Source organism: Draconibacterium sediminis (assembly GCF_000949475.1).
In the GTDB taxonomy this organism is placed as follows: Bacteria; Bacteroidota; Bacteroidia; order Bacteroidales; family Prolixibacteraceae; genus Draconibacterium; species Draconibacterium sediminis.
In genome coordinates, this window is record NZ_JRHC01000003.1 from 213,140 (window position 1) to 236,003 (window position 22,864).

The following is a 22,864-nucleotide window of genomic DNA, read 5'->3' on the forward strand; positions in this document are numbered from 1 at the left end:
TTAAATTGCTGAACTGTAAAATTAAAATCGAATTTCGTGCTCAGTGAAACTCTGTGACTTCTCGGTGTAACTCGGTGATAAAAAAATATGCTGAACACCAATGGGTGGAAGGAGCGTGAATTTAAAACCAATTGTTAAACTGATTAGTTGTTAAGTTGTATCCTTGATACTCGAAACTCTCAGCTCGAAACTAAAAGAACTACGTATGGAATGGTACATGATACTGGCACTTATCGGAACCGGAATTGCCGCCGGATTTATTAACACCACAGCAGGGGGCGGCTCTATGCTAACTATTCCTTTATTAATGTTTATTGGCTTACCGGCCAATATTGCCAATGGCACCAACCGAATCGCCATTTTGATGCAAAATGTTATTGCGGTAAAAACGTTCAAACAGAAGAAAGTACTTGATTTTACAAAGGATTACCGGCTGGCAATTCCTGCTATTGTCGGATCGATAATCGGGGCATTGTTTGCCGTTGAAATTGACCCCAACCTGCTTAAAAATATCATCGCCGGATTAATGGTGGTTTTGTTGCTGCTTGTGGTTTTAAAACCTGAAGTATGGATTACCGATCAGATAGGGAAGGTTAATCCCAAACCGTCGCCGCTGCAATACATCATTTTTTTTGCAATCGGTTTATTCGGAGGATTTATTCAAATGGGAGTAGGATTTTTTCTGTTGGCCGGGTTGGTTTTGGGCTGTGGACATAACCTTGTGCGCGCCAATGCAATAAAGGTTTTTATTGTTTTAATTTACACCGTGTTTTCCCTCGGGATATTTATTTACAATAAACAAGTTGATATTGTTGCGGGTTTAATACTGGCTGCCGGCAATATGTTCGGCGCATGGCTGGGCGCCAACTTTACCGTAAGGGGCGGTGCAAAATATGTGCGTTACGTGCTGATTCTGGCCATGGTAATTGTGATTTTGAATTTGTTTGGAGTGATTTAAGGAAGCTACGAGTTACGAGCTACCAGCCACGAGTTGGAAATTCCCTATGGAAAAAGAATTTCTCCACCTTTAGGGGGAGTGTCCGTCAATTGACGGAGGAGGGTGGAACCCTAAATCCCCTGAAGGGGACTTGTTTAGAAGAAAGTGAGTATACAAAATAAAATACCAGTAACCATAATCACCGGCTTTCTTGGGGCTGGGAAGACTACTTTTATCAACTTTCTGCTGAAATCAAATCCCGACACCCAGTTTGCTTTGGTAGAAAATGAATTTGGTGCTGTTCCAATCGATACCAGACTGATAAAAGGTGTTGAGGCTAGCCAGATGTTCGAATTAAAACAGGGCTGTATTTGTTGCTCCATTTCTGATGAGTACGAGCTGGTGCTAAAAGAACTGGCTGAACGTTTCCCGAATGTGGATCACCTGTTGATTGAAACCACCGGAATTGCTGATCCGGCTCCTGTAATTCAACCTTTTTTTGCTGATGACGACCTGAAAGAACTCTACGAATACAACGGCGCGATTTGTTTGGTTGATGCCTTGAACTTTGATGATCTGCCGGAAGAAGAAATGGCGTATAAACAGTTAACTATTGCCGACCTTATTTTGCTGAACAAAACCGAAAATCTTGATGAGAAGCAGCAAGAGGAACTAACAGAAAGATTGAAAAATCTGGCTCCATTGGCAAAAATTCAATCAACAAGTTTTGGAGAGGCAAAAGAGCTGAAACTGAAAGACCTTAGACAACATTCGTTTAATGCGTATTCTTTTCTTTCGTACAAAAGCAATCATGCGCTGGTGCAAACCAAAACACTTTCGTTCTCTGCACCGTTAAAACGGGACGATTTTCTCTACTGGCTGGAGTATACACTCGACATTTATAAAAGCCAGATTTATCGCTGCAAAGGGGTGGTGTGTTTTCAGAACGAGCCTTTTGAATATATTTTGCAGGGAGTTGGAGGCCGCTTTGAACTGGAAGAAGGCGATTTAATACTGGAGGCACCCGAAAGTCATATCGTTTTTATTGGGAAATTGGATGGGCTGGCTTTAGACTTTAATCCTGAAATATAATTGCACGCAGATTTCGCGGATTTACGCAGATAAGAAATTTTAATCCGGAAGAAATCTGTGGCATCAGCGAAATCTGCGAGAACTAATCTCTTAGCCTAGAAACGCGATCCACAGCGGAATAATAATTACCGAAAGCAGTGTGCCCAGCACCACAATTCGAGCTACCAGTTTTGTTTCCAGTTTATACTGAACGGCCAGCGCATACGGCGTTAGCCCTAGTGGCATTGCCGAATCGATAATAGTGGCTTTAAACTGTAGATCGTTTAAACCGGCAGTTCGGATGCTAAATTGAAGCAGCAAAGGAAGAATGATCATGGTAACAATAACAAAACCGAAAACCCGGATCCATTCGCGGGGAACTCCAATTTTATTTTGCCCCAGGAATATCCCCAGAGAGAATAGTACGATAGCTGTTACCGATTCGGCAAAAAGGCTGACAGTTTTATCGATAAACGTCGGTACTTTTATTTGAAACAGTACGATAGTTACACCCACAAAAACGGAGATCAGCAGTGGGTTTTTGACCAGACTCAACATTAATTTCTTCGGCCGAATTGATTCTTCTCCTGTAGATTCGATAAGAATTACACCAAGCGTAAGCAGCCAGAAAACATATACCGCAGATAATACGGCTGCTACCGGCAAAATATCGTCGCCAAAGCTGCTACGAAGAACCGGGATGCCGAGGTAAGCCACGTTCCCAAACGATAGGATAAGGAATAGTGAACTGCGTAAACGCTTTGAAAATTTAAAAATCCGCGCGATGGGGAAGGCCAGTAACATGCACGTCGCAATATATACCGAATTAATAAGAATGAGTTGCGTATAGGATTCTCCTTGCGGGTCGAGGTGCATCAGCGATGCAACAACCAGTGCCGGGAATCCGATCCACAGTGCATATTTGTTCAGCACATCAACCCACGGCCCATGAGCCGCTTTTGTACGCGAAAAAAGCGTTCCGGTAAAGATGACGAGAAACAGGGGCGCAACAGTCTTCAGGGCCAGTAAAAAATGTGCCATAAATCCGGTTTTACTTGTTTTCAGTCATTGCCCAGTCGCCATAAACAATATGTTCACGCACGTCGGTAACAAACATTCCAGCTTCATTGGCAGCAGAAATTCCCAAATCTCCGTCTTCGAAAACCTGGCAAAATTGTGGTTCAACACCCATCAATTCGGCACATTTTACAAAGGTCTCAGGGTGAGGTTTGTGTTTCTGCACATCGTCGGCCGAAACCACAAAATCGAAATATTCGCGAATACCCAGTTCTTTTAACTGCACTTCGGCACTTTTTCCGCTTGCACCGGTTCCTACCGACATGGGCAGTTTCCCGTGGTAATTTTTTACAATCGAAATTACCTCTTCAATTGGTTCAAGCAAATGTGCCGAGTCCCAAAAGGATTGTTGTTTCAGGCGAACCAGTATTTCGGGCTGTTCATCCACTTTGTATTGCTCAACAATTCGTTTGGCAAATTCAATAGTTGGGCGGCCTGTCATTTCATGAATAATATTCGGGTCAAAATCAAATTTATATTTTTTCGCCACTATTTTCCAGGTTTCCAAATGCACCGGAAGCGAGTTCGACAGGGTTCCGTCTAAATCAAAAATCAAGGCTTTCGCCTCGGGATGAACTGTAATTGCCATGTTTCTATAATTTGCGGTAAAAGTAACAGAACCCCAACACTGCATGAAAGTTCAATCGTTAATAAGTGAAGATTTAATCATCAGTTAAAAAAGTTATATTTGAGGAAATCTAAACGAACGGACAATGAACTACTTTACCACTTTTATGGCAAGTTATATCTGCTTGCTGGCAATCGTTACAAATGAAAAATTCCATCAGAAAGATGGTTCTGCAAACTCTGAAAAAGTTGAATGGCAACTGGTTTGGGAAGATAATTTTGAGGAAGATGGGCTTCCGGATGCTGAAATCTGGAATTACGAAGAAGGTTATATTCGAAATAAAGAAGCACAATACTATACCAAACAGCGACCGGAAAATGCACGTGTTGAAAATGGAAACCTGATAATTGAGGCCCGCAAAGATAACTGGGAAGGAACTGAAATTACTTCAGCTAGTTTAAATACTTATGGAAAGAAAAGTGTGCTGTACGGAAAAATTGAAGTACGTGCTAAACTTCCAACCGGTGTTGGAACGTGGCCTGCAATTTGGATGTTGGGCGATGCAATACGCAATGGTACGGGCTGGCCCAAATGTGGCGAAATCGATATTATGGAAAATGTTGGTTTTGATCCTGATGTTATTCATGCAAATATTCACACCGAAGCCTACAACCATGTAAGAGGAACCAATAAAGGCAACAGCATTACTGTTGAGAAACCATGGGATGATTTTCATATTTACGCGGTTGAATGGTTTGAAGACCGGATGTTATTCTATGTGGATGACAACCTTTATTTCACCTTTGAAAACGAAGGTGCAGGAAATAGTGTTTGGCCTTTTGATAAACCACATTACCTGATACTAAACCTGGCCATTGGAGGAGGTTGGGGAGGTCAGCAGGGAATTGCTGATGATTTGTTACCTCAAAAGTACTATGTCGATTATGTGAAAGTGTATAAAGAAAAGTAGCGTTCGATTGCATGTATTCACACTTCTGTTTTTACAAATTATTATTACGTTTATTTAAATCTCAAACGGCATAGATAAAATCTATTGATCATTAATTTTAAGTATTTAAAAGCTTGTAAATTAAAGAATTAATCATTTTTTAGTCGTGCTGTTTTTCGTATCTTATAAGGATAGTTACATAAATTATCACTTAAAACTAAGTATATGGAAAACAATCATTCAAAACAAGGCAAATGTCCTGTAATGCATGGTGGAAATACCGCTTCCGGCTCATCGGTTATGTCTTGGTGGCCCACTGCATTAAATCTCGACATTTTGCATCAGCATGACACTAAAACAAATCCTTTAGGACAAGAATTTTGTTACCGGGAAGAACTAAAAAAACTGGATGTTGAAGCTTTAAAAAAGGATCTTCACGATTTAATGACCGATAGCCAGGAATGGTGGCCTGCCGACTGGGGGCATTACGGAGGTTTGATGATTAGAATGGCCTGGCACGCTGCGGGTTCATACCGTATTGCCGATGGCCGTGGTGGCGGTGGAACCGGAAATCAACGTTTTGCACCACTAAACTCGTGGCCCGATAATGTGAGTTTAGACAAGGCGCGCCGACTACTTTGGCCCATTAAAAAGAAATACGGCAATAAAGTAAGTTGGGCCGATTTGATCATTTTGGCTGGTAACATCGCGTACGAAAGTATGGGACTAAAAACCTTTGGTTTTGGCTTTGGTCGCGAAGATATCTGGCATCCGGAGAAAGACACTTACTGGGGAGCCGAAAAAGAATGGCTCGCACCTAGTGACGAACGTTACGATGATGTAACAAAGCCCGAAACGATGGAAAATCCGCTGGCGGCCGTTCAAATGGGATTGATCTATGTTAACCCGGAAGGTGTAAACGGAAAGCCTGATCCCTTAAAAACAGCTCAGCAAATGCGCGAAACTTTCCGCCGAATGGCTATGAACGATGAGGAAACAGTGGCGCTGACTGCCGGTGGACATACCGTTGGAAAAACTCACGGTAACGGCGATGCAGAGGCGTTGGGACCGGACCCTGAGTCTGCCGATGTGGATGAGCAAGGTTTGGGTTGGAAGAATCCGCATAAAACCGGTAAAGGAAGATATACGGTTACCAGTGGTTTGGAAGGTGCCTGGACAACAGAGCCAACAAAATGGGATAACGGTTATTTTAAAATGCTGTTTAACCACGAATGGGAATTGCGTAAAAGTCCAGCCGGTGCTCAGCAATGGGAGCCTGTGAGTATTGCAGAAGAAGATAAACCTGCTGATGTGGAGGATTTTTCAATCCGTACCATCCCGATGATGACCGATGCCGATATGGCCTTAAAAATGGATCCGGAGTACAGAAAGATCTCAGAAAAGTTTATGAATGATTTCGATGCGCTGTCGGATGCTTTTGCGCGTGCCTGGTTTAAACTTACGCACCGTGATATGGGGCCCAAAGCGCGTTATTTCGGGCCGGATGTACCAGAGGAAGATCTGATTTGGCAAGACCCTGTACCCGCAGGTATTTCAGATTATGATGTGGATGCGGTAAAAGCAAAAATTGCTGCTTCAGGACTTAGCATTGCCGACATGGTTTCTACAGCATGGGATAGCGCAAGAACTTTCCGTGGATCGGATATGCGTGGTGGTGCTAATGGTGCCCGCATTCGTTTGGCTCCTCAAAAAGACTGGGAAGGAAATGAGCCGGAGCGTCTCAGAAAAGTTTTAGCGGTACTTGAACCAATTGCTGCTGAATTCGGAATTAGCGTAGCCGATGTAATTGTATTGGCCGGAAATGTTGGGGTAGAGCAGGCCATTAAAAATGCAGGTATGGATGTATCTGTTCCGTTTTTGCCCGGACGGGGAGATGCTACCGATGAAATGACCGATGCTGAGTCGTTTGCTCCGCTTGAACCATTGGCCGATGGTTTTCGGAACTGGCAGAAAAAGGATTACGTGGTTAGTCCGGAAGAATTGCTGCTAGATCGTGCCCAGCTGATGGGATTAACAGCTCATGAAATGACGGTGCTGATTGGCGGAATGCGCATGTTGGGAACAAACCATGCCGGTACAAAACACGGAGTGTTTACTGATAACGTGGGTGCGCTAAGCAACGATTTTTTTGTAAACCTTACCGATATGGCCTACGTGTGGGAACCCACCGGAAATGGACTTTACAATATTCGTAACCGAAAAACCGGCGAAGTAAAATGGACAGCAACACGAATTGATCTGGTATTTGGATCGAACGCTGTTTTGCGCGCCTACTCTGAGGTTTATGCACAAGACGATAGCAAAGAAAAATTTGTAACCGACTTTGTGAAAGCCTGGAATAAGGTAATGAATGCCGATCGTTTTGATGTTGAATAAGCAATAGCTCTTATAAATATAAAGGCTGTCCAATACTTATTTTGGACAGCCTTTTTTATGTCTTTTTGCTAATTGTAATCTTATATCTCCCAGGCAATAACAATGTTTGTGCGCATTTCAATTTCGTCGGGCGAAAGCACTGAAGTAATATCAGCTTTTGCTGCACTCATGGCAGGCATCGATTCTGCGCGCATAAGTTCCATGTTTGTATTGTATGGTCCAATCATTCTGGGCTCTCCATATTGAATCGATTTGATTTTGCCCAATTTAACTTCGGCGCTTTTAGCAATCACGGTTGCTTTCTGTTTGGCATCTTCTACGGCCAGCTGAATCAATTTTTCTTTTACCGTTTCCATTTGTTCTTCCGAAAGCGCAAAATTCAGATTGAAATTCGATTGCAGATTATCTTTAATCAATTCAAAGATTTTATCATTCTTTTCATAATCTTTTTTGGTACGGATGGTTACCGGAATATTTGCCTCGTAGCCTTCAAATACTGATTGCCGCAATTGAGGATCATACTTTTGTACTTCGCGGATTGAAAAACTGTTTGTTTTTATCAACTCCTCGTCAATCCCGTTTTGAATAAACAGTTTTTTGATTTCTTCCATTTTTTCAACCGACATTTCGGCGCACTCCTTGTAATTTTCGCTTTTCACGCTAAAATTTACAGTGAACGATATGTCTTCAGGTGCTAATTTTACTGACGATTTTCCTTCAACAGTAATAATTCCACCTTGAATATTTTGAGCAAAAGAGCCGAGTGCAAAAACGATAATGGCCAGTGATAAAATAATTCTCTTCATGACTTAATTTTTAATGATTTTAACTGTTTGTCTGTTACTTTGATTCCGTAAAGTTACAAAGTATATGCCAGAAGAAAGTTTAATCTCAAAATCGCATTATCGCGCTGTATTTTTACGAAGCTTAACGATTTTTTCAATCGGTAAGGCTTCTATTTTATGCCCGTCTCTTCCTGTTGTCGTTTTTGCAGCCACGAGTGAGTTTAAAATCGCTTCTTCGGTAGCTTCAATCGTAGCCAGGAATAGGGGAGACATTTTATCGTTATGAAGTTCTTGTATCTCCATTACCGGATTTTCGACATTGTACGGAATCCGGTTTTCCTCGGCTGTAGAAAAGGCAATAACATAATCGCCGCTTCCGTTCGATGCAATTCCACCGGTTTTTGCCAATCCCAACATCGCTCTTTTTGCCAGGCGTTTCAGGTTGCGCGGGCCGATTGGTGCATTAGTCGCCACCACGATCATACATGAGCCGTCTTCCTGGTTGCGTATCGATTCGCTAAAAGGGAATTTTCCCAAAGCCTCGCCGGCATTAAAATCATCGATTTTTAAATCACCTCCAAAATTAGTCTGAACCAAAACACCAACGGTATAAGCGCCCAAGTCATCAGGTAAAAATCTCGATGAAGTTCCGATTCCGCCCTTAAATCCAAAACATATTGTACCCGTTCCGGCACCCACATTCCCTTCTGCAACCGGCCCGTTTGTGGCTGATTCAATAGCACTTAAAACGTGTTTTTCTTTTACATGCCGGCCTCTGATATCGTTTAACCATCCATCATTGGTTTCGCCAACCACTGCATTTACCGAACGAACATCTTTATTTCGATTCAACGTGTAAGTAATCAAAGCATTGCAGGCCGTAGGAACGCTCAATGTGTTGGTTAATACGATAGGAGTTTCAATATTCCCCAACTCTTCTACCTGGCTGTATCCCGCCAGCTTCCCAAAACCATTTCCGATATAAATGGCAGCTGGCACTTTCTCCTGAAAAATGTCTCCGGGATGCGGGATAATTGCAGTAACACCGGTACGAATATTTTCGCCTTCAACAATTGTTGTATGGCCAACTTTTACTCCTTGCACATCGGTAATGGCATTTAATTGGCCTGGAATCAGAACTCCGGGTTTGATATCGTAATCGCGCAGTCGTTGCGAAAATGCGGAATAAAAAGTCAGAAACAGCAGGAAAAACAGAGAGATTCGTAACATTTTGTTTTGTTTGTTGAATGTGAACTTTAAAAATACACTATTTTCAACATCCAATTCTAAAAATCATTTTATGAGAAGGACTTTTGTACTCAGTGTAATCCTTTCGTTGTTTTTTATTAACGGATTTGCTCAGGAAAAAATCACAAAAAGTGAAAAGGAGCATATTCTGTCGTTACTCGATAAACAAGCAGAAGCCTGGAACGAGGGGAACCTCGAAAAATTTATGGAAACCTACTGGAAATCGGATAAACTGGTTTTTATGGGCTCGCGCGGACCAACATACGGCTGGCAGGCCACGCTGGATAGCTACAAAAAAGGATACCCGGATAAAACAGCAATGGGGCACCTGAAATTCAAAATTCTGGATTTAAATAAAATTGACACCAATACAGTTTTTTTAATCGGGCGGTATGAGTTGACCCGCGAAATTGGTGACCTTGCTGGTCATTTTACGCTGGTTATTCAAATGATTGATGGGGAGTGGGTGATTATCAGCGATCATTCAAGCGGTGAAAGTTAATTAAACTACTTCAGTTAAAATACGAATCATTGTTCGAATGTCTGTAATCCCTGAATTTTCTCATGGCAGGTTAAGCAGAACTTTTACTACTTTCGGGCTTCAATTTTTAAAACCGAGAAAATGCGTCGAAGTATAGTTATTCTTTTTCTTTTTGTTCAAGCTTTTGCTTTTGCCCAAACCAAACAAATGAGCCTGGAAGATGCCGTTTACGGGCGGTATACTTATTTGTATCCCGAATCGATGACGGGTTTACAATGGATGGATGATGAACATTTTTCTTTTGTTGAAGATAAATCTATCGTTGCAGAATCGGCAAAAACAGGCGAAAAAGATACTGTTGTTTCGCTCGACGAGTTAAACGAAATTGCGGGTACGAAATTTAAAAGCATTCCTTCATACAGCTGGCTCTGCGAAACTGATCTTCTGCTTTCGTCAGCTAATAAATATTGGGTGGTTGACATCGATCAAAAGCATGTGGAATTTCAGATTGAACTTCCGAATGGAGCAGAGAATGCGAATTTCTCGGAAGAAGCCCGGTTTGTGGCTTTCACACAGAAAGATGATTTATATGTTGCATTTGCTGATGGAACAACAAAACAAATTACAAACGATGGCGGTAACGGAATTGTAAACGGACAAACGGTTCACCGTAACGAATTTGGAATTTCAGGTGGTATTTTTAATTCGCCCGAAGGAAATTTTGTGGCTTTCTACCGCAAGGACGAAAGTATGGTGAAAGACTATCCTCTGGTGGATTTTATGGCCCGCGAAGCCGAATACACGCCGGTAAAATACCCGATGGCCGGAATGGAGAGTCACCATGTAACTTTGGGCGTTTACAACATCGAAACCGGCAAAACTACTTTTCTGAAAACCGGGGAGCCATTGGATCATTTTCTTACCAATGTGGCCTGGTCGCCCGATGAGAAAACCATTTACATGGCAGAACTGAACCGCGAACAAAACCACATGCAATTAAATTGCTACGATGTAACAACCGGCGATAAAGTAAAAACGCTTTTTGAAGAAACTTCTGATTCTTATGTGGAACCGCTTTATCCTATTCAGTTCTCGAAAGTAAATCCGAACGAATTTTATTACCTGAGCCGCCGGGATGGATGGTTTCATGTGTACAAATACAACACCGATGGTGAGCTGGTTCAGAAGATTACAAAAGGGGAGTGGGAAGTAACAAAAATGCTTGGTTTCGATGCCAACGAAAAATCGTTGTTTATTGAAGCTACCATTGATGATCCGCTGCAAAACAATATTTATAAAGTGGATGTAAAATCGGGAAAAACAGTACGACTTTCTTTGGAAACAGGTGTTCATGGAGGAACTTTAAGCCCTGATGCGACTTATTTACTGGATAGTTGGTCGGCAAAAGAAGTGGCAGGTAAAGTTGATCTGATTTCTGCAAACGGAAAAGACAAACGAACCATTTTCGAGTCGGGAGACCCAATAAAAGATTATCAACTTGGCGAGAACAGACTCGTAAGCTTAAAAACCAAAGACGGAAAATATGATTTGCATGGACGATTTATTTTGCCTGTTGATTTCGATCCGGCGAAAAAATACCCGGTGGTAGTATACGTTTATGGCGGGCCGCACTCGCAATTGGTTACCAAAGGCTGGCACAACCAGGCACGTTGGTGGCAATATTATATGGCGTCGCAGGGCTACATTGCTTTTACACTCGATAACCGCGGAACATCGAATCGTGGCCGTGCTTTTGAAACTGCCATTCACCGTAATTTGGGCATTCTTGCAACCGAGGACCAGATGCAGGGAGTTGAATACCTGCTTTCGTTGCCTTATGTTGATGCCAACCGGATTGGTGTTCACGGCTGGAGCTACGGTGGTTTTATGACGCTGAATTTAAAACTGAAACATCCTGAGATTTTTAAAGTGGCAGTTGCCGGTGGTCCTGTCGTTGACTGGAGTATGTACGAAATTATGTATGGCGAGCGCTACATGGATATGCCACAGGAAAATCCGGAAGGTTACAAAAAATCCGACATGACCAATTACGTGGAGAATTTGGAAGGCAAACTGATGTTAATTCATGGCGTGCAGGACGAAACCGTGGTGATGCAACACAGTATGAAATTCCTGCGCGAATGTGTGAAGCAGAACAAACAGGTTGACTTTTTTGCATATCCGGTTCATCCGCATAACGTGCGCGGAAAAGATCGTGTTCATCTGATGGAAAAGGTAAGTCAGTATTTCTTCGAGAACCTTTAGTACGGTTAGCGGTTCATTCTTTGTTTTAAATTAAAATTTACGACTAATTGTGTCGGTAGTTCGAAAAGATGAACAATCTGACGCAAAAAGCAATAACTTTGTCTTTCGCTAAACGATAGAAACTATTCAATAGAAACTAAACATTATGAACGGACAAATTAAAGAGATAGCCATGAGGCTAAGAGGTTTACGCGATATGCTCAATCTTTCTGTTGACGAAATAGCAACAAGCTGCCGGGTGTCCGCCGAAGAATACGAGGATTACGAAAGCGGGAAATCGGATATTCCAATTGGCGTTCTCGAAAACATATCAAAAAAATATAATATTGGTTTAACGGCATTGCTGTTTGGCGATGAGCCCCATATGAAATCGTTTTATCTTACCCGGGCAGGGCAGGGAACCGCCATGGAACGTACACGAGCGTATAAATACCAGGCGCTGGCATCGGGGTTTACCGGACGGAAAGCCGATCCGTTTATTGTCACCATTGAGCCGGATGCTGACGAAAAACCAATTCATCTGAATAGTCATAGCGGACAGGAAATGAACTATGTTTTGGAAGGCAAAATGCTGCTGAGTGTCGGTGGACACGAATTAACACTGAACGAAGGAGACAGCCTTTATTTTGATGCCACACTTCCGCATGGAATGAAAGCACTGGAAGGAAAAACAGTAAAATTTCTGGCCGTAATTCTATAATAAAAACTTTGACGCTACATGATTGAAAAATACTTAAAACAGACTGCTTTTACCGATTTTGAGGATTTTAAAGCCAATTACGAGTTAAACGTTCCGGAGGATTTCAACTTTGCCTACGACGTTGTAGACGGTTGGGCCGCGAAAGAACCCAACAAAAGGGCTTTGCTCTGGACCAACGATAAAGGCGAAAGCCGTTCATTTACCTTTGGCGAATTAAAAGAAATTACCGATCGCACTGCCGGTTATTTATCGTCGCTGGGAATTGGAAAAGGTGATATGGTGATGGCGATCTTGAAGCGCCGTGCCGAGTTTTGGTTTACCATTATTGCGCTGCATAAAATCGGTGCGGTTATTATTCCGGCTACACACTTGTTGACTAAAAAGGACATTGTTTACCGGAACAATGCTGCTACGATAAAAGCCATTATTTGCGATGGTGATGAACAAATTACCACGCACGTAAATGATGCTTTGCCCAAATCGCCATCCATTGAAAAGCTGGTTTCGATCGGGCCGATAATTCCTGAAGGCTGGGAAGATTTTCATAAAGGAATTGAAAATGCTGAGCCCTTCCAACGTCCTGCTGAGCCGACAAAAAATGACGATCCGATTATCGTGAGTTTTACATCAGGAACCACCGGCGATCCGAAAATGGTGGTGCTGAACAGCGCTTATCCGCTGGCACACATTGTTACGGCTAAATACTGGCAGAATCTTCACCACGATAGTTTGCACCTAACCATTGCCGATACCGGCTGGTTAAAAGCCGTTTGGGGAAAATTGTACGGACAATGGCTGGTTGGCGCATCTGTTTTTGTCTACGATCATGAAAAATTTACGCCTTCCGATATTCTGGAAGTGCTTTCAAAATACCAGGTAACTTCGCTTTGTGCACCGCCTACTATTTTCCGTTTTCTGATCAGGGAGGATATGAGCAAATACGATTTGTCGGCACTTGAATGGTGTACCATTGCCGGCGAAGCATTGAATCCGGAGGTTTACAACCGTTTTTACGATCTAACAGGAATTAAACTGCGCGAAGGTTACGGACAAAGTGAAACTACACTGTCGGTGTTTACTTCGCCATGGGTAGAACCAAAACCGGGTTCAATGGGGCTTCCAAGTCCGCACTACGATATAGATCTGCTGACTCCGGAAGGACGATCGGCCGAAGCAGGTGAGCAGGGACAAATTGTAATACGTATCGATAAAAATTATCCTGCCGGATTGTTTGACGGCTATTACCGCAATCAAAAACTGACCGACGAAGCCATGTCGGACGGAATTTATTACACCGGAGATTTAGCCTGGAAAGATGAAGATGGCTATTTATGGTTTGTTGGTCGTGCCGACGATGTAATTAAAAGTTCGGGTTACCGTATCGGGCCTTTCGAAGTGGAAAGTGCACTGATGACTCACCCTGCTGTAGTGGAATGTGCTATCACAGGAATTCCTGACGAAATTCGTGGCCAAATTGTAAAAGCGACTGTGGTTTTGGCACCAGACTATAAAGAGCGTGCCGGCGACGAGTTGGTAAAAGAGTTACAAAATCACGTAAAAGAGGTGACTGCTCCGTATAAATATCCGCGGCAAATCGAGTTTGTTGATGAGTTACCAAAAACCATCAGCGGAAAAATTCGCCGGGTAGAAATTCGGGAGCGCGATAATGAGGTAGAATAAATTGCTGATTATCCAAATCGTGCAGGAATGTTGAATTACTTATTTATTTAGAATTATTACTGCGAAAGAACCCGGTACGGGTTCGCTTATAGTAGCATGGTCAATGATATTCGTTTTACAACCCGGTACGGGTTGGATTAATTTATGTATTTCCTTCAGAATAATTGTGGGCTGTTTAATCGGAAATCATATTTTTGCGTATCATTTTTTGCAAAATTGTATTTGAAACGATTCGAACAAAATAAGCCGGGTTCTTTAACAGGAATTTTTGTGGTTTTGCTGTTGTTGGTTCCCCTGTTAAATTGGGGGCAGGACAGTATTAACGGCGAAGATTTCCAATACCGTTTGCTGCAAAATATTCATCAGCAGGTTTTTGAATATCCATGGAACGATGCCGCTTTTTTCCCCGGAAAACTGGAGTTGGCAAACCGTCAGACGATGAAACGGCAACTGAAAGACGCGAAAGAGTATGCACATAATCCGGATGTGTTTGAGGTTTATTTTTCCGTTTTAGATCATTTACCTGCTCCCGATAAGGCAATTTTTGTTAAAAGCTTCTGGTTCTATCAGCCGGAAATAAAAAGCGCGTTGATCGAAGCCGGATTAAGTGAAGATTTACAGTATTTGCCGGCGACACTTTCTGCGTTTAACAGCGAAGCCATAAGTTCGTTTAAAAGGGCAGGGGCATGGCAATTGACACATTTTCAGGGAGTGCTGAACGGTTTACAAATCAACAAACTTATTGATGAACGGCTGAATGTTTCAAAAGCGACTTTTGCCGCTGTTCAGGAATTGAAAAAGAATGAAGTTTTATTTGATCATCCGAAAAAAGCCATGCTGGCATTTGTTTTCGGAAAGACCGAGATTAAGAATCTTTGTAGGCGTGCGGGCGGAGAAAATTGTTCCGTAAACCAAATGCTGGAAGCAGCACCGAAAGAAATGACCAATTTTATGGCGGCTTACCAGGCAACAGCGGCATTTTTGAGTCAGAATAAATTTGTACCCGAACAGGAACCACAAAAAACGGCAGAAGCAAAAGTCCGCATGCAAACGCATTTTGAGCAGATCAGTGCAGTGCTGCCAATATCATCAGAAGAACTACACTTTTTTAATCCACAGTTTCCCTATTTCATCATTCCGAGGCAGGCATCGATTACTTTACCAGAGGATCTGAAACAAGACTTTTTGTTTCTGCAGGATTCCATATACAATGGCGTTGATTCAACGCTGTTTGAAGTGTTGGCACAAAAGATTGAATACCCGCCGGCACCCAATCGTCAGTATGTGGGCGAGAAGGTAAAGGATCTGGAAATTGAAGGAAAAACAAAAATCAAGTACACCATAAAATCGGGCGATGTACTCGGGTTTATTGCCGAAGATTACGATGTACGTGTAGCTGATTTAAAATACTGGAACAATATTTACGACGAAAGAAAAATCCAGGCCGGAAAAACGCTTGATATTTTTGTCGATGATGAAAATGCAGAGTATTATAGCAGCCTTCAGCAGGAAACAGCTAAAAAAGAGGAGCCGAAAACCGTGGTTCCGAATTTTGCTTCTACTACATTGCCGGGAATTGTAATTCCTGAGTCGTCAAAAAAATTAGAACACATTGTAAAAAGTGGTGAATCGCCGTATGTAATTGCGCAAAAATACGATGGTGTAACTCCCGAGAAAATACTGGAATGGAACAGCATCAGCGATGCGCGTAAAATTCAAATAGGTCAAAAATTAATCATATACGTTCAATGAAACGAGCACGTAAAAATATTGACATAGAGGAGCGAAATTGTCAGCGAGTTACATCGAATACCGCTGAAAGGTTTTAATAATAATGAGATGAAACCACTACAAACATTAACATTTACTTTGGGCGTAATTGCTTTGCTGGCCGGCGCTATGTGGCTAACGCCCGACGATGGTTTCGAGGTAGGTGAAATGACTTTTCATATGCCTACCTTTCCTGAAATGTTGGGGGCCGATGATGTGGAATATACCGATGTATCGGAAATATTGGCTCAACAGTTTGAAATTGATTCGCTGGTAGATATTGAAGTGGATACCATTGCCGGCGATACAGTTGTAGAAGTCATTCACCGGGCGGATTATGATACGCTGGTGCAATCGGTTCGCCGAATTGAAATGACCGACCTGGGCCGGGAGAATATGTTTCGCTTTTTTCGTCATTTAAAAAGCGATTCGCTGGTTCGGATTATGCATTATGGCGACAGCCAGATTGAAGGCGACCGCATCACTTCTTTCCTTCGAAACAAACTACAGGTAAAATTTGGAGGAACAGGCGTCGGGTTACGTCCGGCTTTGCAACCCTATGATTATGTTTTTAGTGCCTATCAAAAGAATTCCGACAACTGGAAACGTTACCCGATTTACGGAAAGGTGGATTCAACTGTAGAACACAGCCGCTATGGCGTAATGGGAGCTTTTTCGCGTTATGCTCCTTTAGCCAGCGACACGATTCCATTTAAAGATTCAATTCTTTTCGAGGCGGAAATGAATGTCTCGAAATCAGATATCTCCTACAAACGTACCCGCGAATACGAAAATATGCGGCTGTTTTACGGGCACACCAAACGTCCGGTTGCGGTGCAGTTAATTGCGCGCGGTGATACGGTTTTAAGCGATACGCTTTTGTCAGATACAACTTACGCGGTGCTCGAGTGCGAATTGCCAGATTCAACTAGTAGTGTTACCCTGAAATTCTCGGGATACGATGGCCCGGATGTATACGGAATTGAGCTGGCTTCGAAAAAAGGAGTGATAATGGATAACATTGCCTTGCGGGGCAGTTCGGGTACTATTTTTACTAAAGCTGACTACCAGCATAGTTTGAAAATGTACAAGGATCTGAATCCAAAATTCTTTATTCTGCAGTTCGGTGGTAACGTAATTCCATACATTAAAGATAAAAAGGCGATTGAACGTTATGGCCGTTGGTTTGGCAGTCAGATACAACGAATTAATTCTTTGTGCCCCGATGCAGCAATTCTGGTAATCGGGCCAAGCGATATGTCGACAAAGGTGAAAGATAAGTACGTTACCTATAAACATTTGCCCGATGTTGTTGAAACGCTAAAGCAGGTGGCACTTGAAAATAATTGTGCGTATTGGGATATGTACGAAGCCATGGGCGGACACAACAGTATGCCGTCGTGGGTGAATGCCCAACCTGAACTGGCGCGCCCCGATTATGTGCATTTCTCTGCTCGCGGAGCCCGACTCATTGCCAATATGTTCTACAATGCATTGATTCTGGAGTACAACAATTATTTGGAGGAGGAGATGTAATGGGGAAGAAAGTAAAAAGTACCGAGCTGCGAGCTACTAGTTTCGAGATCAGTGTCATCTCGAACGTAGTGAGAGATCTGTTTCAACTAAGCTTCAAGTTACAAGTTGCAAGTTTCAAGAGCGTACTAAGTTTTGTAGCTCAATCTCTATTCAATCTAATTCAATCTTCATCAATCTTCGTGCAATCGGCAAAGGTTCGAGGCTTGTCTTTGCTGCTTCTTAGCTTCGTCATGCTGCTCGGCGCATCCGTTTCCGCTCAACAGAACAGCTACTTCTACCACGTTAACCAGTACAACTTTGTTCGTTCCGACCGCAATGAAATGCATTATCCCGGAAGCCGGACAAATGCAGAACGATTTTATTCAAAGCTGGAGCAACTGGTAACCACCGGCGAAGGACGTGTAAACATTGTTCAAATTGGCGGCTCACACATTCAGGCCGGTTCGTTTTCGGGGCAAATGCGCAACCGTTTTCAGCAGCTTAACGGCGAAATGAATGCCGGTTGGGGATTTATGTTTCCGTACCGCATTGCACGTACTAACTCGCCTTTTGGTTATTACATTCGCTACAATGGTTATTGGAAAACATTCCGGAATGTAGAAGGCCGAAAAAGTGGAACGCTTGGAGTGGGGGGGATTTCCGCAACAACATCATCGCCAAAAGCCGAACTCACTATTTTGCTGGAAGAAGAAAACGAACTGGACTACAGCTTTAACAAACTGAGAATTTATTACGAGAACACAGCAAAAAATTACACCATAAATATTGATCCGGATTTAGTGAAAAATAAGGTGGAAGCCGATGGATACACCGATTTTGAACTGAATGAGTGGGTAGATAGTTTGCAGATAACACTAGAGAAAGATTACAATTCGCAGGGTAATTTTACCTTGCTGGGAATGAGCACCGAAACGGATCCAAACGGCATAATGTATCACAGTATTGGCGTGAACGGAGCGCATGTTCCGGCATTTTTGCGTTGCCAGCTTTTTACCGAACAGCTGGCTGATCTTAGTCCTGATCTTGTGATTCTCGGACTGGGAATTAACGATGCCTATGGCCGAAAGTTTTCGCAAGCCCGTTTCGAAGATCATTACGGACAGCTTATCGACAAAATAAAAGCCGCTGCTCCAAATGCGCTGATTGTGTTTACTACTAACAACGACAGTTACCTGTACCGCCGGTATGTGAACAAAAATGGCGAAAAGGTGCAGGACAGCATGTTTAAAATGGCCAAAAAATACAATGCCGGTGTTTGGGACATGTTTTCGGTAATGGGAGGTTTGAATTCCATTGTGCTGTGGCAAAACAACGGACTGGCGCAAAGCGATAAAATACATTTTACCCGCGAAGGTTATTTAATGATAGCCGATCTGTTTTTTGGTGCGCTGATGAAGGATTTTGAGAATTTCATACTTGATAAAAAAGAGCTCACAAATAAGGAAGAAACCGTACCCCCCGTTTCGGCCACACTCCGTACAACGGAGTCGCTGGCCTCAACTGTCCCCCTACAAGTAGGGGGACGACTGGAGCCGGTGGTTTCGGAGAAACACCTGCGGATGTCGGGGGGTAACAATAACGAATAAATCTTCACCTTGAGGAGAATAAACTAAGACGCTTGGATTTACTACAACAAATAGAATTAAAAGAACTGCTACGGAATATTTTTCTGTACGACAAAACGGCACCGCTAATTTTTACACGCTTTTTCTTTTGGGCGTTTTTTGCTTTCGTGTTGGCCGGTTATTCATTGGTTTACAAAAACAAAAACCGAAGTGTTCGCGCCGGATATCTGTTCCTGGTAAGTTTGTTTTTCTACTACAAATCCAGTGGATTTTTCTTCTTTATTTTGCTGTTTAGTACGCTAACCGACTTTTTTATTGGCAAAGGAATATACAAATCGAAGAGCGATTTGATTCGGAAACTGCTGATTGCAGCAAGTGTTGTCGTTAACCTTACCCTGCTGGCCTATTTTAAATATGCTTACTTCTTTGTCGACAGTATAAACCTCATGCTGGGTACCGATTTACAGGTAATCAATCATCTGGCACTGTGGGCCAACGAAGCAACCGGAACACATTTCGAGGTGAACCAGATTTTGCTTCCGGTGGGTATTTCTTTCTTTACCTTTCAAACCATAAGTTATTCGGTTGATGTGTATCGCGGCGAAACCAAACCCGTCAATAATTTAATTGATTTTGGTTTTTACGTGTCGTTTTTCCCTCAGCTGGTTGCCGGACCTATTGTTCGTGCATCGGGATTTGTAAAGCAGATTTACGAAGATTACCGCCTTTCTAAAGAAGAATTTGGCTGGGCCATTTTTATCATTTTGAAGGGATTAATTAAGAAAATATTTATTGGCGACTACATTGCCGTAAACTTTGTCGACCGTGTTTTTTCCGACCCTGTTACCCATTCGGGATTCGAAAACCTGATGGCCTTATTTGGTTACTCGCTGCAGGTATATGTCGATTTTTCGGGGTATACCGACATCGCCATCGGAGTAGCGCTGTTGATGGGCTACCGCTTACCACAAAACTTTAATTCGCCCTACAAGGCAAAGAGTGTTGCCGAATTCTGGAAACGCTGGCACATGTCGCTTTCGTCGTGGTTGAAAGATTATTTGTATATCCCCATTGGCGGAAACCGCGAAGGTTCGGTATTTAGTTATATCAGCCTTGGTATTATTCTGGCAATTGTTGTCCTTTTGGCCGGGAAGCTCATTTTAGTACCGATATTTGCTATCCTTGTGCTGCTGTTTGCGTTGCTGGCCCATTTCGTCCCGAATGTAAAACGGCATATCAATACCAACATCAACCTCATGCTGACCATGTTACTTGGAGGACTCTGGCACGGCGCATCGTGGCAGTTTATTATTTGGGGAGGACTGAACGGGGTTGGTTTGGTGATTTACAAATTCTGGCGAAAAATCAGCCCGTGGGAAAAACGCAGTAACTGGCTGGTGAATATCTGGAAGATTGCCATAACATTTACCTTTATAACCTTTACACGCGTATTTTTCCGCTCCGAATCGATGGACGTTGTACGCGGAATGCTGCACCAAATTGGCACCGACCTTAATATTGCAATGATTCCGGAGGTACTTGTAGCCTACAAATGGGTTTTCCTGATGATGTTGTTTGGTTTTGTTACCCACTGGCTGAGTTACGATTTGAAAGACCGGGCAAAAAACTGGTTTATCGCATCGCCAATGTGGGTAAAGGCAGCTATTTCTGCTGTTGTGGTTATAATCGTTTACCAATCCGTTTCGGCCGATATGCAACCGTTTATTTATTTCCAGTTTTAGAGATTACTTTTATTCAAATCGCATCGGTTCCGGCCCTGTAGGCGCAAAAGATATAAATCGTTTTTTCGATTGCTCGTCGAGAGAGAAACCAACGAAACTCATATCGTCCGGATGGAAAGGATAGAAGGCCAAACGCAGCCGGAAAGTTTCAAACACAAGGTTTTCGTTGTGTAAACGAATGCCAATACCAATGCCGCTGTAATAATCCTGTTTAAAAATAAGCTCGCGGTTCGAGCCAATAACGCCAAAGTCGGCAAAACCAAAAATGGCCATATTAAATTTGTAAAACTGCGCAGGCAAAAATACAACATGCTCCAGCTTTAGGTTTAAGCGCTGTTTCCCAACGGCAATGTCGCTGTCGAAACTACGAATATGGTCACGATCTCCCAGTGTTAAATGTTCAATCTCAAAACGTCGAATACCAAGGGTGTAATTCAGGTCGGCAAATGTTCGAACCCGTTTTTTACCTGCTTTATGCAGCTTCGAAATAAAGTTTACATCACCCTGGATCATCCCTTCCTCAAAATGACCATCTTTTAAATATCCGCTAATTCCTGCACTTGTAAACAGGTAACCACTTCGGCTTAGCAGTAAATTGCCGTTCGATGTTAAAAAATGCAGGTAGTGGCGGTCGCCAAATTCGTTGGCGTCGTAGCCATAAATAAATTCGTTTTTAAAACCTTCAGGAATATCCTCGGTAATTCCGTAGCTGTAAATTAACTGGTCCTGAATATAGCGGCGTTGCGAAATGGTAAGGCTTGCCATGTACAGTGTGTGGTTGGAAAAGAAGTGACTGTTTTCGGGTTCCACCACCGGCTCGTCGAAATAGTTCCAGTTATTCATACCTGCCGATAGAACCAATTCGGTAATATTTTCGTGTCGTGGACTGATATTAAAACTTCGGCCGCCCCAAAGGTAGTTTACCGAAAGATCCATGGGCTCCTCCACCTTTACCGGATCGTTATTTGTAATTCGGTCGGTGCGGAGCATGCGTGCCGAATAACCGCCATAACCCCACTTAATATTTTGTGTCAGGAAAGGTTTGGTTACCTCCGTTACAAAGCCCTCACGCCGATAAGTATTTAAATAGCCCAGACGAACATCGAGAAATCGCCCGCCAATGTTTTTTATATTGTAAAAGGTCTCAACTCCCAGGTATGGTTCCTTTTCAACATGGCCAACAAACTTTACCGAAACCTCGTGGCCGACCCCAAAAATGTTACGGTTGTATATCTCCAAATCCCCCGAGCTGGTTCCATTTACACCTCCTGAAACCCCAAATGAAAAGCGGTCTTTGGTTAAAACCAAAACATTCACCAGCCCCGGATATATGGGATCCTGTTCCACATAAATTCGTACATCTTTTATATATGGCAAATCCCTGATAATCCTTTCGTTTTCGTACATCAGCTCCGGCTTTAGCACATCGCCGATTTTAAACAGCAACAATTTGCGGATGGTTTTCAGGTTCGATTTAGTATGAATTTTATTGGCGGCACGCTCGGCCCAATGAGAGGCTGTTTTTGTGGTGTCGGTGCAGGTTGGCCCAAATACATCAAGCGCGTTAATTTTTATATCGGCAATAATTTTGCCTTCATATTCTTTAAAATAATCTAAGGCCAGCGCTTTTTTGTCGACATAAGGACGGGGCGGAGTTATTATAGCGTCGTAAAGCCAGCCGGTAAGTTTGCGGCGGCTGGCCCGGTTTTCCAAACTGTCGTAAAAATGTTCTTGCTGAAGGTTGGGGGTTTGGATAACCTTAGCTGTATCAAGCTGAGGGTCTTGTGCGTTTACAGTCGTGTTGACAAATATTGCCAACAGCATAAAACCAGTTATTATTAACACCTTCAACTTCACCGTTTCCCCCTTTTGTTACTTCACCTGAAGAATAAGTTTTTTGAAAGTAAGAATTTTATTATTTATAGTTTTTAAATCATACTGTTAATTTACGTTAAACGGAATTTGTGATGCCCCCAATCCGAGGTATCTTATTGTAAGAAATACTTGAATGCTTTATTTATTGGTGCTTGAGTGGAAAAGATTTATAGAATTACTTTTGACTTACTAAAAAAATTAACAAACATTTGCTTTTG

18 protein-coding genes are annotated in these 22,864 nt (G+C 42.6%); 12 read left to right on the top strand and 6 right to left on the bottom strand.

The features are described 5' to 3' along the window. Positions 1 to 205: 205 nt before the first annotated feature. Positions 206 to 958 (top strand): sulfite exporter TauE/SafE family protein, encoded by a 753-nt coding sequence (locus tag LH29_RS13390; protein ID WP_052670978.1) that lies wholly within the window; start codon positions 206 to 208, stop codon positions 956 to 958. Positions 959 to 1,102: 144 nt separating this feature from the next. After that, on the top strand, positions 1,103 to 2,029 hold the full coding sequence (locus tag LH29_RS13395) for a CobW family GTP-binding protein (RefSeq protein ID WP_045030632.1): 927 nt from the start codon (positions 1,103 to 1,105) through the stop codon (positions 2,027 to 2,029). Between the two features lie 90 nt (positions 2,030 to 2,119). On the opposite strand, the gene LH29_RS13400 is transcribed toward LH29_RS13395, so the two are convergent. Both LH29_RS13400 and LH29_RS13405 read right to left on the bottom strand, forming a co-directional pair. Beyond that, the gene (locus tag LH29_RS13400) at positions 2,120 to 3,049 is read right to left on the bottom strand and encodes an AEC family transporter (RefSeq protein ID WP_045030634.1); all 930 of its coding nucleotides are present in this window, start codon (positions 3,047 to 3,049) and stop codon (positions 2,120 to 2,122) included. 10 nt (positions 3,050 to 3,059) lie between these two features. After that, complete coding sequence (locus LH29_RS13405; protein ID WP_045031036.1) at positions 3,060 to 3,674, bottom strand: beta-phosphoglucomutase family hydrolase; 615 nt, start codon at positions 3,672 to 3,674, stop codon at positions 3,060 to 3,062. A gap of 124 nt (positions 3,675 to 3,798) precedes the next feature. Here LH29_RS13405 and LH29_RS13410 point away from each other — a divergent pair, with 124 nt between their 5' ends. Beyond that, positions 3,799 to 4,623, top strand: a complete 825-nt coding sequence (locus LH29_RS13410; RefSeq protein ID WP_157493693.1) for a glycoside hydrolase family 16 protein — start codon at positions 3,799 to 3,801, stop codon at positions 4,621 to 4,623. 204 nt (positions 4,624 to 4,827) lie between these two features. Next, the gene (gene katG, locus LH29_RS13415) at positions 4,828 to 6,999 is read left to right on the top strand and encodes a catalase/peroxidase HPI (protein ID WP_045030635.1); all 2,172 of its coding nucleotides are present in this window, start codon (positions 4,828 to 4,830) and stop codon (positions 6,997 to 6,999) included. Between the two features lie 80 nt (positions 7,000 to 7,079). On the opposite strand, the gene LH29_RS13420 is transcribed toward katG, so the two are convergent. The 3 genes from LH29_RS13420 to LH29_RS13425 are packed head-to-tail and all read right to left on the bottom strand — an operon-like array spanning position 7,080 to position 9,014. Then, positions 7,080 to 7,805, bottom strand: coding sequence for an SIMPL domain-containing protein (locus LH29_RS13420; protein ID WP_045030636.1), 726 nt, complete (start codon positions 7,803 to 7,805; stop codon positions 7,080 to 7,082). Between the two features lie 3 nt (positions 7,806 to 7,808). Beyond that, positions 7,809 to 7,889: a T9SS type A sorting domain-containing protein gene (locus LH29_RS25125; RefSeq protein WP_157493709.1), complete on the bottom strand. Its 81-nt coding sequence runs from the start codon at positions 7,887 to 7,889 to the stop codon at positions 7,809 to 7,811. A 12-nt stretch (positions 7,890 to 7,901) separates the two neighbouring features. After that, positions 7,902 to 9,014 (bottom strand): DmpA family aminopeptidase, encoded by a 1,113-nt coding sequence (locus LH29_RS13425; RefSeq protein WP_045031040.1) that lies wholly within the window; start codon positions 9,012 to 9,014, stop codon positions 7,902 to 7,904. A gap of 70 nt (positions 9,015 to 9,084) precedes the next feature. Here LH29_RS13425 and LH29_RS13430 point away from each other — a divergent pair, with 70 nt between their 5' ends. The 8 genes from LH29_RS13430 (at position 9,085) to LH29_RS13465 (ending at position 20,771) form a co-directional block, all read left to right on the top strand. Next, the gene (locus LH29_RS13430; protein ID WP_052670922.1) at positions 9,085 to 9,534 is read left to right on the top strand and encodes a YybH family protein; all 450 of its coding nucleotides are present in this window, start codon (positions 9,085 to 9,087) and stop codon (positions 9,532 to 9,534) included. A gap of 120 nt (positions 9,535 to 9,654) precedes the next feature. Then, positions 9,655 to 11,778, top strand: coding sequence for a S9 family peptidase (locus LH29_RS13435; protein ID WP_045030637.1), 2,124 nt, complete (start codon positions 9,655 to 9,657; stop codon positions 11,776 to 11,778). Between the two features lie 145 nt (positions 11,779 to 11,923). Next, positions 11,924 to 12,478 carry a helix-turn-helix domain-containing protein gene (locus LH29_RS13440; RefSeq protein WP_045030639.1) on the top strand — a complete coding sequence of 185 codons (555 nt, stop codon included), beginning with the start codon at positions 11,924 to 11,926 and terminating at the stop codon, positions 12,476 to 12,478. Between the two features lie 18 nt (positions 12,479 to 12,496). Continuing rightward, positions 12,497 to 14,158 (top strand): AMP-binding protein, encoded by a 1,662-nt coding sequence (locus LH29_RS13445; protein ID WP_045030641.1) that lies wholly within the window; start codon positions 12,497 to 12,499, stop codon positions 14,156 to 14,158. Between the two features lie 222 nt (positions 14,159 to 14,380). Then, the gene (locus tag LH29_RS13450; protein WP_198152447.1) at positions 14,381 to 15,910 is read left to right on the top strand and encodes a LysM peptidoglycan-binding domain-containing protein; all 1,530 of its coding nucleotides are present in this window, start codon (positions 14,381 to 14,383) and stop codon (positions 15,908 to 15,910) included. Between the two features lie 87 nt (positions 15,911 to 15,997). Continuing rightward, entirely contained in the window at positions 15,998 to 17,464 is a 1,467-nt protein-coding gene (locus LH29_RS13455; RefSeq protein ID WP_045030645.1) for a GDSL-type esterase/lipase family protein, read from the top strand. Between the two features lie 230 nt (positions 17,465 to 17,694). After that, positions 17,695 to 19,050 carry a GDSL-type esterase/lipase family protein gene (locus LH29_RS13460; protein WP_198152448.1) on the top strand — a complete coding sequence of 452 codons (1,356 nt, stop codon included), beginning with the start codon at positions 17,695 to 17,697 and terminating at the stop codon, positions 19,048 to 19,050. Positions 19,051 to 19,082: 32 nt separating this feature from the next. Further along, entirely contained in the window at positions 19,083 to 20,771 is a 1,689-nt protein-coding gene (locus LH29_RS13465; RefSeq protein ID WP_198152449.1) for an MBOAT family O-acyltransferase, read from the top strand. Between the two features lie 9 nt (positions 20,772 to 20,780). Here the strand turns inward: LH29_RS13465 and LH29_RS13470 are convergent, their stop codons facing one another. Continuing rightward, on the bottom strand, positions 20,781 to 22,595 hold the full coding sequence (locus LH29_RS13470; protein WP_045030650.1) for a BamA/TamA family outer membrane protein: 1,815 nt from the start codon (positions 22,593 to 22,595) through the stop codon (positions 20,781 to 20,783). Positions 22,596 to 22,864 lie beyond the last annotated feature (269 nt).